The sequence below is a fragment of the Rhodoplanes sp. genome (assembly GCF_013377085.1).
Taxonomy (GTDB): Bacteria; Pseudomonadota; Alphaproteobacteria; order Rhizobiales; family Xanthobacteraceae; genus Rhodoplanes.
Map to the genome: position 1 here is coordinate 1 of NZ_JACAAX010000007.1, position 12,678 is coordinate 12,678.

Genomic DNA, 12,678 nt, shown 5'->3' on the forward strand with positions numbered 1-12,678 from the left:
CGAAAGAAGCTCTTCTTTCAAGCGATGGATGCGCGGGTCGAGCCCGCGCATGACGAGTCGGAGCTTCTGAAGGCCGGTATCAGCCGATCAGACGGCGGGCCCGCCCGTCCCGGTCCCGCCGGGCGGGGCCGCTGCGGGGGCCGTGGCCGGCCGCGCCAGCTCGAGCACGCGCGCGCCGGCAATCGGCTGGTCGACCGGCAGTGCCGCGAAGTCGGCCTCGCCGACCAGCGCCGCCGCCAGGAGCTTGTGATAGGCGCGGCGCGACACCTCGACGGCGCCGAAGCGGCGCAGATGGTCGGTGACGAACTGGGTGTCGAGCAGCCGGAAGCCGCCGGCGCGCAGCCGCGCGACGAGATGCACCAGCGCCACCTTGGAGGCGTCGCGGCTGCGGTGGAACATGCTCTCGCCGAAGAAGGCGCAGCCGAGACTCACCCCGTAGAGTCCGCCGACCAGCGTGTCGCCGTCGTAGACCTCGACCGTGTGGGCGCGGCCGATCTCGAACAGCCGGCCGTAGAGCTTGCGGATCCGCGTGTTGATCCAGGTGCGGGTGCGGCCGGGCCCCGGCTCGGCGCAGCCGTCGACCACGGCCTCGAAGTCGCGGTCGGCCACCACCCGGAACCGCTCGGACCTGATCGTGCGGGCGAGCCGCGAGGAAATCTGCAGGGCGTCGAGCGGGATGACGCCGCGCTGCTCCGGCTCGATCCAGTACAGCGCCGGATCCTCGGCGCTCTCCGCCATCGGGAAGATCCCGCAGGCATAGGCCTTGAGCAGCACCTCGGGGGTGATCTCGACCGATGCGGTGTCGCGACGGGCCATGGGTCGATCAGCTCGGGTTTGCGGCTCGGGTTGGCGGCACGGTCTGTCGATTCGTTGCGGCTCGGTCGGTCGACTCGATGTCGTAGCGCGATGCGCGCGGCTCGTCTCGTGTCGTCGCGCGGCGCGACCGATGCCCGGTGGATACGCCGACGACCGCACCCGCACACCGTGCTTCACCGGTTCGTGAACACCTGGGCGTTAGCGCGTTAACGGGTCGGTAACCGGCCGATATGTAACCTTTTCATAGCAATTGAATCAAATCGTCGACACCCCGGTCGGCAGGTTCGAGGGGCAGGAGTTTGGCCATGAGTGCAGGTGGTTGCCGCAATCGTCCGCCCCGTGTGCTGCTGGTCGAGGACGAGGTGCTGATCTCGATGATGATCGAGGACGCGATGGTCGAGCAGGGCTTCGAGGTCTACACCGCCACCAATGCCGGCGACGCCCTGCAGGTCCTGTCCGACGGGACCCCGGTCGACGTGCTGTTCACCGACATAAACATCGACGGCGACGTCGACGGCAGCAAGCTCGCCCTGCTGGCGCGCGCGCTGCGGCCCGAGCTCGCCGTGCTCTACGCCTCCGGAACCATGCGGGCCGTTCCCGACGCGGTGCCGGGCTCGACCTTCGTGCCGAAGCCCTATGCCCCCAAGGACGTCTGCGCCATGCTGGCCTCGCTGACGCCGGCCTGAGGATTCACCGTCGACTGAAGCCTCGTGCCCCGGGCGCGGCGCAATGCGATGCCAAGCATCGTGATGCGTCGCCGACCCGGGGCCTTTCTTTTGCGCGTCTGCTGTTCGGCGATGGGTTGCGGGGCACCGGGTGCCGAGCCTGCGCCTATGGGCGCTCACTCGAGGCCACAGCGCGTCCGTCGCCATGCGCCCGGCGAAGGCGGGGCATCCGGTCCGCCCGGAGAGATTGAAGAGCCTCGCTGACCCCGGTGGTTACTGGATCGCCCGCCGACGCGGGCGATGACGACCGAAAGCCCTGTGCGCGGCACTTGTCTCAGCGCCGATGAGGCGGCGCAGGCACGACGACGGACAGTGCGTCGTCCGACGCCTCACCCGTCGAATCGTTTCACCCGTCGACGCCGCCGCCGCGGGCCAAAAACTGCTCGAGCCAGTGGATGTGGTAGCTGCCGTCCAGAATGTCCTTGTCGCGCACCAGGGCGCGGAACAGGGGCAGGGTGGTCTCGATGCCGTCGACCACGAACTCGTCGATGGCGCGGCGCAGCCGCATCAGGCACTCGGCCCGGGTCTTGCCGTGGACGATCAGCTTGCCGAGCAGCGAGTCGTAATAGGGCGGAATGACGTAGCCGCGATAGGCCGCCGAATCGATCCGCACGCCCATGCCGCCGGGCGGATGGTAATGCCGGATCTTGCCGGGCGAGGGCCGGAACGACACCGGGTTCTCGGCATTGATGCGGCACTCGATGGCGTGGCCGTGATAGGTGACGTCCTCCTGCCGCAAGGTGAGGCCGGCGCCGGCGGCGACGCGGATTTGCTCGAGGATCAGGTCGATGTCGGTGATCATCTCGGTCACCGGATGCTCGACCTGGATGCGGGTGTTCATCTCGATGAAGTAGAACTGCCCGTCCTCGTAAAGGAACTCGACCGTGCCGACGCCGAGATACTGGAGCTCCTGCATCGCCTTGGCGACGACGCCGCCGATCCGGGTGCGGGCGTCGGCGTTGAGCGCGGGCGAGGGGCTCTCCTCCCAGATCTTCTGGTGGCGCCGCTGCAGCGAGCAGTCACGCTCGCCGAGATGGATGGCGTTGCCCTGGCCGTCGCCGAGCACCTGGAACTCGATGTGGCGCGGCTGCTCGAGATATTTCTCCATGTAGAGGGAGTCGTCGCCGAAGGCGGCCTTCGACTCGGCGCGGGCGGTGGCCAGCGCGATGCGCAGGTCGCCCTCGCTGCGGGCGACCTTCATGCCGCGGCCGCCGCCGCCGGCCGCCGCCTTGACCAGAACCGGATAGCCGGTCTCGGCCGCGACGGCGCGCGCCTCCTCGTCCGACGTGATGGCGCCGTCGGAGCCGGGCACGCAGGGGATGCCGAGGCGCTTGGCCGTGCGCTTCGCCTCGATCTTGTCGCCCATCAGCCGGATATGGGCGGGCTTTGGGCCGATGAAGTGCAGCCCGTGCTCCTCGAGAATCTCGGCGAAGCGGGCGTTCTCGGAAAGGAAGCCGTAGCCCGGATGGACCGCGTCGGCGCCCGTGATCTCGCAGGCGGCCAGCAGCGCCGGGATGTTGAGATAGCTGTCCTTGGCGGGCGGCGGGCCGATGCAGACGCTCTCGTCGGCGAGCCGCACATGCATGGCGTCGGCGTCGGCGGTGGAGTGGACGGCGACCGTGGCGATCCCGAGATCCTTGCACGCGCGAAGAATGCGCAGCGCGATCTCTCCGCGATTGGCGATCAGGATTTTTTCGAACATCGCGTGCCCGGCGTCCGCGTCATTCGATGATCATCAGGGGCTCGCCGAACTCGACCGGCTGGCCGTCCTCGACGAGGATCTGGGTGACGGTCCCGGACTTCGGCGCCGGGATCTGGTTCATGGTCTTCATCGCCTCGATGATCAGCACGGTCTCGCCGGCCTTGACGACGGTGCCGACCTCGACGAAGGGCCGCGCCTCGGGCTCCGGCGCCAGATAGACGCTGCCGACCATCGGCGAGGTGACGACGCCCGGATGCTTGGACGGGTCCATCGGTCCGTCGGCGACCGCGTAGACGCCGGCGACCGCGGCGGCACCCGCCGCCGGGGCCGCGACGGTCGTGGCGACCGCGATCGCCTGGCGGGCGACCCGCACGCGCAGGCCGGCGCGCTCGATCTCGATCTCGGTCAGGCCGGTCTCGCCGAGCAGGCGCGCCAGCGTGCGGACGATCTGCTCGTTGACGGCATCAAGGCCGGGCGCCGGCTGCGGCGCGTCCTGGTCGGCTGTCACGACTTCAACTCCCCTTCACTGCGAGTCCCGCGAGGCCGGCGATGGCGAGCGCGTAGCCTTGCGGGCCGAGCCCGCAGATCACGCCCTTGGCCGCCCGCGCCACATAAGAGACATGGCGGAAGGGCTCGCGGGCATGGACGTTGCTGATGTGGACCTCGATCACCGGCACGGCAATGGCGGCGACCGCGTCGAGCAGGGCGACCGAGGTGTGCGTGTAAGCGGCGGCGTTGAGCACGATCCCGGCCGCGCCCTCGGCCCCGGCCTCCTGGATCCAGGAGACCAGATCGCCCTCGTGGTTGGACTGGCGAAAAACGATCTCGAACCCGTGGCGGTCGCCGGCCTCACGGCACAGCGTCTCGACGTCGGCCAGCGTGGCGCGGCCGTAGGTGGCCGGCTCGCGCGTGCCGAGCAGGTTCAGGTTCGGCCCATTGATGACATAGACGGTGGGCGCCATGAATTGTCCACCGGGGTCGGTGCGCGGCCCCGCGACTGGCGGGTGCGCGGAAAGTCCGGCGCCCGTCTTATAGGGGGCTGCCGGCGGAAGGGGAAGTCTTTCAAGGCCGGCTTGGACGGGTCGGCGGGGCCGGCGGGGGCCGGCGCGGCCGTGCGGGCGGGCGCGGCCGTGCGGGCGGGCGCCCACCCGAACCGAGGCGGGAACTTTTCTGTCTTTCGCGTGTCAGCAAAGCCGGTACACTGTGTCCGAAAGAGGCGGGGTGTCCGAAAGAGGCGGGGAGGCATTGGCCCCCACCGTCCTGGCGGCCGGACCGGTTCCGAGTCCGGGTGAACGACCATTTTCGCGTGTTTCCTGTTCGCGTGTTTCCTGTTCGAAGGATTGTCGGCATGCACGACCAGCATGACTACGGAGCCAACATCGCCGACAAGGCGATCGAAGATCTCAAGAAGAGCATCGACCAAGCGATCACCCAGACCGAGGATGCGATGGAAAAGATGGGCTACGACGTTTCTGCGGCGACCCAGGTGGCAGACGATTATCGCGCCAAAGTGTTCGACTACATGCGAGGGAACGTGAATGCGGCGCTCGACTACGCCGCCAGCATGGCCACCCTGAAGACCCCGGCGGATCTCGCCGGCCTCGCCTCGCGCGACGGGCCGGCCGCGGTGCCGCAGGAGCTGACGGCCGCCGCCACCGCGGCGGAGGAGTACCGCCAGCGGATGTTCGAGTTCATGAAGGCGAACCTGAACGCCGCGCTCGACTACGCCCAGCAGCTCTCCACCGTGAAATCGCCCTCGGAGCTGGTCGAGCTCTCGACCAGCCACGCCCGCAAGCAGTTCGAGACCGTGACGGCGCAGTCGACCGAGCTCGGCATGCTGGCCCAGAAGCTCACGACCTGGAACACGGACACCTTCTCGGGCTTCTCGAAGCTGTTCAATCCGCCGCGGAGCTGAGGCGGCGCGGGCGCGAGGGCGCCCGTGTCGAACGCCCGAAACGGCAGAGCCCGGGGAGAGAGTCCCGGGCGAGCCGGCGGCACCGGTTCGCCACGGCGGAGCCGTCCGCAGGTCTCGACGGGCGCGCCCGTCACCATTTCGGCGCGCGCGTCCCGGCCGGCCGGCTGTCGCGGTGCGGACGGACCTGCGTGACGTGCGCTTCCGCCGGCGTTCCCCGCGCCGGCGGGCTGCCGCCCATTCCCACACCGCTCGACCGAGTTGCGGTGGCGTGGCGATTTTCGCAGGCTTTCCGCGCGATTCCGGGCTCTCCGGAGAACTCTCGGTCACACCGGACGGATAAGCGTTGACTTTTTTGCGGTGCGGCTAGAACGTGAGTTCGCCCCCCTTCACCACCGTTTTTTCGATGCGGACGGCGTGCACATGTTCAAGCGGATCCTGATCGCCAATCGCGGTGAGATCGCCTGCCGGATCATCAAGACGGCACGACGGATGGGAATAGAAACCGTCGCCGTCTACTCCGATGCCGACAAGGACGCCCTCCATGTCGAGATGGCCGACATGGCGGTCCATATCGGGCCCCCGCCGGCCGCGCAGAGCTACCTGGTGATCGAGAAGATCATCGCGGCCTGTCGACAGAGCGGCGCCGAGGCCGTGCATCCCGGCTACGGCTTCCTGTCCGAGCGCGAGGCCTTCGCCGTCGCGCTGGAGGAGGCCGGCATCGTCTTCATCGGCCCGAATCGCGGCGCCATCGCCGCGATGGGCGACAAGATCGAGTCCAAGAAGGCGGCGGCCGCCGCCAACGTGTCGACCGTGCCGGGCTTCCTCGGCACCATCGAGGACGACGCGCATGCGGTGAAGATCGCCGAGGAGATCGGCTACCCGGTGATGATCAAGGCCTCGGCCGGCGGCGGCGGCAAGGGCATGCGCATCGCCTACGACCGGTCCGAGGTGGCGGAGGGCTTCAACCGCTCCAAGTCGGAGGCGAAATCGGCCTTCGGCGACGACCGCGTCTTCATCGAGAAGTTCATCGTCGACCCGCGCCATGTCGAGATCCAGGTGCTGGGCGACAAGCACGGCAACGTCATCCATCTGGGCGAGCGCGAATGCTCGATCCAGCGCCGCAACCAGAAGGTCGTCGAGGAGGCGCCGTCGCCTCTGCTCGATGCCGCGACGCGCGAAAAGATGGGGAGCCAGGCGGTCGCGCTCGCCAAGGCGGTGGGCTACGATTCCGCCGGCACGGTCGAGTTCGTCGCCGGCCAGGACAAGAGCTTCTATTTCCTGGAGATGAACACCCGCCTCCAGGTCGAGCATCCGGTCACCGAGCTGATCACCGGCATCGACCTCGTCGAGCAGATGATCCGGGTGGCGGCCGGCGAGACGCTGTCGATCGCCCAGAGCGACGTGAAGATCTCCGGCTGGGCCATCGAGTCGCGCGTCTATGCCGAGGATCCGTCGCGCAACTTCCTGCCGTCGATCGGCCGCATGGTGCGCTTCCGCGCGCCCGTCGAGCGGACCGCCGACGGCTTCGACCAGGTCACGGTGCGGGTCGACACCGGCGTCTACGAGGGCGGCGAGATCTCGCTCTTCTACGATCCGCTGATCGCCAAGCTGGTCACCCATGCCAACACCCGTACGATCGCCATCGACGCCCAGGCGCGCGCGCTCGACCGCTTTTATGTCGAGGGAATCCGCCACAACATCCCGTTCCTCTCGACCCTGATGCAGCACGAGCGCTGGATCGCCGGGCGGCTGTCGACCCGCTTCATCGCCGAGGAGTGGCCGGACGGCTTCCATCCGCTGCCGGCCGGCGGCGACCGCAGCAAGATCATTGCCGCGGTGGCGGCCGTGATGGAGTTCCAGACCACCGAGCGCAAGCGCAAGATCAGCGGCCAGATGCCGACCCCGCACGTGCCTCACGATCGCCGCCGCATCGTGCTGGTCGGCGATACCGAGATCGAGCTCGAGGTCGAGCGCGAGGGCAACGGCATCGACGTGCACTTCATCGAGAACGGCAAGCGCGGACCCAAGCGCTACACCGAGTCCTCGTGGAAGCCCGGCGATCCCGTGTGGCTCGGGGTGATCGACGACGATCCGGTCGCCGTGCAGGTGCGCGACATCCCGAACGGCCAGATGATGGCCCACCACGGCATCGAGGTGAAGGTTTTCGTCTACAAGCCGTGGGAGGCCTTCGCGATCCGCCTGATGCCGACCAAGGCCAAGCTCGACACCGGCAAGAAGGTGCTGTGCCCGATGCCGGGCCTGGTGCTGTCGGTCGAGGTCACGGCCGGGCAGGACATCAAGGCGGGCGAGACGCTCGCCGTGATCGAGGCCATGAAGATGGAGAACGTGCTGCGCGCCGAGCGCGACGGCGTCGTCGCCAAGGTGCACGCCAAGAAGGGCGACAGCCTGCCGGTGGACGCGATCATCCTGGAATTCGCCTGACGGCGGAGAGGTGGCCGCGGCCTCGCGCCGCGGCGGCGCGCCGCGCCGCGGTGCGATATGACCTTGTCATGTCGGGCGAGGATCGCTCACAATACCCTCATTGATGGACATCTCCGGCGGGACGCCGGAGCATTTGGGCCGGTCCGGGCCGCCGGACCGCGTCGTCGGGGCGTTGCGTGCGTTTGTCGCCGGACGCCGGTCCCGTTGCGGGACGCCAGTCCTATTGCGGGGCCGGCGTCCCGCCAGGGACGCACGCGGCTGGGGGCATGCACGATGGACGGCATCAATCTGCAGGACTGGGTCGGCCGCACCGAGGAGCTGAGCGACCAGGCCTATCCGACGCCGGCGCGCGCGCTCGCCGCGACGCTCGACGATGTCGGCACTGAATTCGCCATCGGCAAGCCGCTGCCGGAGCTGTGGTACTGGCTCTATTTCCTGCCCGTCGTGCCGATGGCCGAGATCGGCAGCGACGGCCACCCGCGGCGCGGGGGCTTCCTGCCGCCGATCTCGCTCGAGCGGCGGATGTGGGCGAGCGGCCGCCACGTCTTCCACGATCGGCTGCGGATCGGCGACGTGCTGCACAAGACCTCGGAGATCACCAAGGTCTCGGCCAAGGAGGGCAAGACCGGATCGATGGTGTTCGTCACGGTCCGGCACGCGATTCGCACCGGGCGCGGCCTCGCCGTCGAGGAGGAGCAGGACATCGTCTACCTGCCGATGCCGAAGGCCTTCACGCCGCCGGCGCCGACCGCGGCGCCCGAAAGCCCCACCTGGAGCGAGCCGTGTCCGATCGATCCGGTGCTGCTCTTTCGGTTCTCGGCCCTCACCTTCAACGGCCACCGCATCCATTACGACGAGCCCTATGCGACCGGGGTCGAGAAGTATCCCGGCCTCGTGGTGCACGGGCCGCTGCAGGCGCTGCTGCTGATGCAGTCGGCCAGGCGCCACAATCCGGGCCGGGTGCCGGCGCGCTACACGTTCCGGGCCGTGCGGCCGCTGTTCGCCTTCGACCGCGTCAGCCTGATGGGCGTCGCCCGCGACGACGGCGGCCACGACCTCTTCACAGTCAACGGCGACGGCCATGTCGGCATGCAAGCGACGGTGGCGTGGGCGTCTGAGGAGCCGTGATCCACTGCCGCGCAGCCCTCTCTTCACCTCCCCCTGGAGGGGGGAGGTCGGCGGCCAAAGGCCGCCGGGAGGGGGTGATCGGCAAAGCCGAGCTTTGCGGCTTCACCCCACCCCGGTCGTCCGTTTCACGGACGCCCGACCCTCCCCCTCCAGGGGAGGGTGGAAGACCGAAACGGAATTGCGCCCGCCATGCCCGAACGCCTCGAACGCTCCGTCCTTCTCGTGCCGGCCTCCAACTGGAGCATGATCCAGAAGGCCGCGGCCGCACCCGCCGACGCCGTGTGCATCGACCTCGAGGACGCGGTCGCGCCCGCCGAGAAGGAGGCCGCCCGCGCCAACGTCGTGCGCGCCTTCAAGGAGCTCGACTTCGGCCGCAAGCTCAAGCAGTTCCGCATGAACGGGCTCGACACAAGCTTCGCCTATCGCGACCTGATCGAGGTGGTGGAGGAGGCGGGCGACCGGCTCGATCTCGTCGTCGTGCCCAAGGTCAGCGCTGCCTCGGACGTGCATTTCGTCGCGACGCTTTTGACGCAGATCGAGGCCGCCATGGGCATCACGCGGCCGATCGGTATCGAGGCGCTGATCGAGACGGCGCTCGCCTGCGTCAATATCCGCGAGATCGCATCGTCGTCGCCGCGGCTCGAGGCGCTGATCTACGGGGCAGGCGACTATGCCGCCTCGTTGCGCATGCCGATGGCCTCGATCGGCGAGCCGGACGAGCACGACGCGCTCTATCCCGGCCACCGCTGGCACCACATCATGCACACCATCGTCAGTGCGGCGCGCGCCTTCGACAAGCGTGCGATCGACAGCCCGTTCGCCGGCATCCGCGACCCCGAAGGGTTCCAGAAGGCCTGCGCGATCGGTCGCGCCATGGGCTTCGACGGCAAGTGGTGCATCCACCCCGGCCAGATCGCCGCCGTCAACGCGACCTTCGTGCCGCCCGAGGCGGAGCTGCGCTGGGCTCAGCGCGTGCTCGACGCCACTGCGGCCGCGACGGCGGAAGGCCACGGCGCCATCAGCCTCGACGGCCGCATGGTCGATGTCGCCTCGATCCGACTGTCGCAGACCATCGTCGCGCGGGCGAAGCTGGCGGGATTGCTGGCGGAGTAAGTTGTCGTGTCTTGGGGCGGTTTGTTGCAGGCCAAGACGACGTTTCGTCGTGAGGCCCCCCTCCCTGTCCCTCCCCCACAAGGGGGGAGGGAACGCAGGAGCCGCAACGGTTTTCGGGCTCGGACTGCCGAGCTGTCGATCGTTGACGGAGTTTCCCCTCGCCGCAACCGGATCCCTCCCCCCCTTGTGGGGGAGGGGCGGGGAGGGGGGTAGTCATACGGAAGAGCGTTCGCGTTTCAAAAAAAGGATTTCGGTCATGGTCAAGGTCTTGGAGGGAATGCGCGTCGTCGAGGGGTCCGCGTTCGTGGCCGTGCCGTTCGCCGGCATGACGCTCGCCCAGCTCGGTGCCGACGTGATCCGGTTCGACCGCATCCGCGGCGGGCTCGACTATCACCGCTGGCCGGTGACCAAGGACAATCGGAGCCTGTTCTGGGCCGGGCTCAACAAGGGCAAGCGCTCGCTCGCCGTCGACATGGCGACGCCGCGCGGCCAGGAGATCGTCACCCGGCTGATCTGCGCGCCGGGGCCCGACCGCGGCATGTTCCTCACCAATCTGCGGGTGCGCGGCTGGATGGACTACGAGTCGCTGAAGAAGCACCGCGAGGACCTGATCATGGTGTCGCTGCTCGGCGACCGGCACGGCGGTCCGGCGGTCGACTACACGGTCAACCCGGGGGTCGGCTTTCCGTCGGCCACCGGCCCGGAGGGCTGGCAGGACCCGGTGTGCCACGTGCTGCCGGCCTGGGACCTGATCACCGGGCAGAAGGCCGCGCTCGGACTGATGGCGGCGGAGCGCCACCGCCGCATCACCGGCAAGGGGCAACTGGTCGAGCTGGCGCTCAAGGATGTGGCGCTGGCGACGCTCGGCCATCTCGGCATCATCGGCGAGGTGCAGGTCAACGGCTTCGACCGACCACGCTACGGCAACGCACTTTACGGCGCCTACGGCCAGGATTTTGAAACCGCCGACGGCCGGCGGGTGATGATCGTGGCCCTCACCAATCGCCAGTGGGACGGGCTGAGGCATACGACCGGGCTGCACGAAGAATTCGATGATCTCGGGGTGCGGCTCGGCCTGCGGCTCTCCCGCGAGGGCGACCGCTTCAAGGCCCGCAAGGAGATCACCGAGCTGCTCGCCCCCTGGTTCCGCGCGCGAAACGTCGAGGACTTCGCCGCCGCGCTCGACGAGCACGGCGTCACCTGGTCGGTGTTCCGCTCGTTCCGCCAGGTGATCGAGGAGGATCCCGACTGCTCCCCCCAAAACCCGATGTTCGTCCGCCTCGAGCAGCCCGGCATCGGCGAGTATCTGGTGCCGGGCACGCCGTTCGAGTTCTCGGAGCTCGACCGCGAGCCGCCGCGCCGTGCCTCGCAGCTCGGCGAGCACACCGACGAGATCCTCTCCGAGATCGGCTATGTCGATCACGAGATCTCCTCGCTGCACGACCATCACATCGTCGCCGGCCCGCGGCGGTGATGTTCGTTCACCCTCCCCTGGAGGGGGAGGGTCGGGCGCGTGCGAAGCACGCGCGCGGGGTGGGGTGAAGCCGCAAAGACCGGCTTCGCCGATCAATCCCTCCCGGACCGCTTCGCGGTCCGACCTCCCCCCTCCAGGGGAAGGTGAAGTGCAGCCGGCGCCTCGCCCGTTGCCTTACGGCCACTCCCTCGCCAAAGTGCGGCCGCATGCGAATCCTCGTCGTCATCGCCCACTATTTCAAGCACGACAGCAGCGCCGATCTGACCAGCGGGCTCGGCAGCGGCCGCGCGCCCTTCGCCAAGATCGCGGCGCTGAACGCCCAGCTCGTCGCGCTGCATCGCTATTTCGGGCCGCGCCGCGCCTCGCTCGATCCGGACGATCCGCAGGGGCGCGGAAAGCCGGCCGACCGGCTCGATATCGTCGTCGTCACCAAGCGCGACGCCAATCTCGTCGACTTCATCGGCCTCGACGCATCGGCCTACACGGTCGAGCACGCCGAGGTCGAGCCGATGATGCTGGCCTTCGAGGCGCAGCGCATCATGCGCGAGCGCGCCGGCGGCTACGACCTCTACGCCTACATGGAGGATGACCTGATCGTCGACGACCCGGCGTTCTTCGACAAGATCGCCTGGTTCGCGCAGACGTTCGGTCCGCAGGCCATGCTGCTGCCGATCCGCTACGAGATGGGCTGGACCGGCACGCCCGCCAAGGTCTCGATCTCGGTGCGGCTGTCGCGCGACGGCGTCGCGCCGTTCCGCCGGCCCGAGCTGGCGCCGTCCGTCACCGGCACCTGGAACGGCCGGGCGCAGACGTTCCGGCTGCCCGGCAATCCGCATGCCGGCTGCTTCGCCGTCACGGACGCGCAGCTCGCGCTGTGGATGGCGCGGCCCAGCTTCTACGACCGTGACGCCTCGTGGTGCGACCCGCTGGTCAGCGCCGCGACGCTCGCGCCCGGAAAGGTGTTCGGCCTCTATATGCCGGCCGAGCCCGATCCGTGGTTCCTGGAGATCGAGCATTATGGCACCCGCTACGCCTCGATCGTCGCGCCGGCCGGCGAACGCTTCGGCGAGCCGCCGCTGCTGGCGCTGGTCGAGGCGGCCGGCCGCGACGGCCCGGGTGCGCTCGCCGACATCGCGGCCAAGACGGGGATGCGGGGCGACACCATCAACGCGCTGATCGCCGAGGCGGGCGAGCTGCGCTGGCGGCTCGGCCGCCTGGAGCGGTCGCGCTCGACGCTGTTCTGGGCGCTGCTCCGCGCCATCGTCCGTCGGCCCAGATCGCCGCGATAGCGTCTTGCGTCGGTCGGTTGCGGTAGCATTGCACGGCATTTTCACGGCCGGCTTAATCTTTTCTTCGTAGTAAT

General features: G+C 68.9%; 11 protein-coding genes. 7 read left to right on the forward strand and 4 right to left on the reverse strand.

Annotated elements, in window-relative coordinates:
* Positions 1–87: 87 nt before the first annotated feature.
* Complete coding sequence (gene aat / locus HXX10_RS07185) at positions 88–816, reverse strand: leucyl/phenylalanyl-tRNA--protein transferase (RefSeq protein ID WP_296521127.1); 729 nt, start codon at positions 814–816, stop codon at positions 88–90.
* A gap of 305 nt (positions 817–1,121) precedes the next feature.
* On the opposite strand from aat, the gene HXX10_RS07190 reads away from it, so the two are divergent.
* The gene (locus HXX10_RS07190; protein ID WP_296521129.1) at positions 1,122–1,502 is read left to right on the forward strand and encodes a response regulator; all 381 of its coding nucleotides are present in this window, start codon (positions 1,122–1,124) and stop codon (positions 1,500–1,502) included.
* Positions 1,503–1,887: 385 nt separating this feature from the next.
* Here HXX10_RS07190 and accC read toward each other — a convergent pair whose 3' ends face one another.
* Genes accC through aroQ form a run of 3 tightly spaced genes read right to left on the reverse strand, consistent with a single transcriptional unit; the run spans position 1,888 to position 4,205 of the window.
* Complete coding sequence (gene accC, locus HXX10_RS07195) at positions 1,888–3,243, reverse strand: acetyl-CoA carboxylase biotin carboxylase subunit (RefSeq protein WP_296521131.1); 1,356 nt, start codon at positions 3,241–3,243, stop codon at positions 1,888–1,890.
* A 19-nt stretch (positions 3,244–3,262) separates the two neighbouring features.
* A complete protein-coding gene (accB, locus tag HXX10_RS07200) occupies positions 3,263–3,751 on the reverse strand; it encodes an acetyl-CoA carboxylase biotin carboxyl carrier protein (protein WP_296521133.1) in 489 nt (162 codons plus the stop codon).
* A 4-nt stretch (positions 3,752–3,755) separates the two neighbouring features.
* Complete coding sequence (aroQ, locus tag HXX10_RS07205) at positions 3,756–4,205, reverse strand: type II 3-dehydroquinate dehydratase (protein ID WP_296521135.1); 450 nt, start codon at positions 4,203–4,205, stop codon at positions 3,756–3,758.
* A 386-nt stretch (positions 4,206–4,591) separates the two neighbouring features.
* Here aroQ and HXX10_RS07210 point away from each other — a divergent pair, with 386 nt between their 5' ends.
* The 6 genes from HXX10_RS07210 (at position 4,592) to HXX10_RS07235 (ending at position 12,604) form a co-directional block, all read left to right on the forward strand.
* Positions 4,592–5,158: a phasin family protein gene (locus HXX10_RS07210; RefSeq protein ID WP_296521137.1), complete on the forward strand. Its 567-nt coding sequence runs from the start codon at positions 4,592–4,594 to the stop codon at positions 5,156–5,158.
* A 420-nt stretch (positions 5,159–5,578) separates the two neighbouring features.
* Positions 5,579–7,600 carry an acetyl/propionyl/methylcrotonyl-CoA carboxylase subunit alpha gene (locus HXX10_RS07215; RefSeq protein ID WP_296521139.1) on the forward strand — a complete coding sequence of 674 codons (2,022 nt, stop codon included), beginning with the start codon at positions 5,579–5,581 and terminating at the stop codon, positions 7,598–7,600.
* Positions 7,601–7,873: 273 nt separating this feature from the next.
* A complete protein-coding gene (locus HXX10_RS07220) occupies positions 7,874–8,728 on the forward strand; it encodes a MaoC family dehydratase N-terminal domain-containing protein (RefSeq protein WP_296521141.1) in 855 nt (284 codons plus the stop codon).
* A gap of 189 nt (positions 8,729–8,917) precedes the next feature.
* On the forward strand, positions 8,918–9,841 hold the full coding sequence (locus HXX10_RS07225) for a CoA ester lyase (protein WP_296521144.1): 924 nt from the start codon (positions 8,918–8,920) through the stop codon (positions 9,839–9,841).
* 256 nt (positions 9,842–10,097) lie between these two features.
* Complete coding sequence (locus HXX10_RS07230; RefSeq protein WP_296521146.1) at positions 10,098–11,315, forward strand: CoA transferase; 1,218 nt, start codon at positions 10,098–10,100, stop codon at positions 11,313–11,315.
* A gap of 206 nt (positions 11,316–11,521) precedes the next feature.
* Complete coding sequence (locus tag HXX10_RS07235; protein ID WP_296521148.1) at positions 11,522–12,604, forward strand: hypothetical protein; 1,083 nt, start codon at positions 11,522–11,524, stop codon at positions 12,602–12,604.
* Positions 12,605–12,678 lie beyond the last annotated feature (74 nt).

Excerpts from the sequence above, each read along its gene's own strand:
- aat (WP_296521127.1), bottom strand. The coding sequence starts at position 816 with ATGGCCCGTCGCGACACCGCATCGGTCGAGATCACCCCCGAGGTGCTG.
- HXX10_RS07190 (WP_296521129.1), top strand. The coding sequence starts at position 1,122 with ATGAGTGCAGGTGGTTGCCGCAATCGTCCGCCCCGTGTGCTGCTGGTC.
- accC (WP_296521131.1), bottom strand. The coding sequence starts at position 3,243 with ATGTTCGAAAAAATCCTGATCGCCAATCGCGGAGAGATCGCGCTGCGC.
- aroQ (WP_296521135.1), bottom strand. The coding sequence starts at position 4,205 with ATGGCGCCCACCGTCTATGTCATCAATGGGCCGAACCTGAACCTGCTC.
- HXX10_RS07210 (WP_296521137.1), top strand. The coding sequence starts at position 4,592 with ATGCACGACCAGCATGACTACGGAGCCAACATCGCCGACAAGGCGATC.
- HXX10_RS07215 (WP_296521139.1), top strand. The coding sequence starts at position 5,579 with ATGTTCAAGCGGATCCTGATCGCCAATCGCGGTGAGATCGCCTGCCGG.
- HXX10_RS07220 (WP_296521141.1), top strand. The coding sequence starts at position 7,874 with ATGGACGGCATCAATCTGCAGGACTGGGTCGGCCGCACCGAGGAGCTG.
- HXX10_RS07225 (WP_296521144.1), top strand. The coding sequence starts at position 8,918 with ATGCCCGAACGCCTCGAACGCTCCGTCCTTCTCGTGCCGGCCTCCAAC.
- HXX10_RS07230 (WP_296521146.1), top strand. The coding sequence starts at position 10,098 with ATGGTCAAGGTCTTGGAGGGAATGCGCGTCGTCGAGGGGTCCGCGTTC.
- HXX10_RS07235 (WP_296521148.1), top strand. The coding sequence starts at position 11,522 with ATGCGAATCCTCGTCGTCATCGCCCACTATTTCAAGCACGACAGCAGC.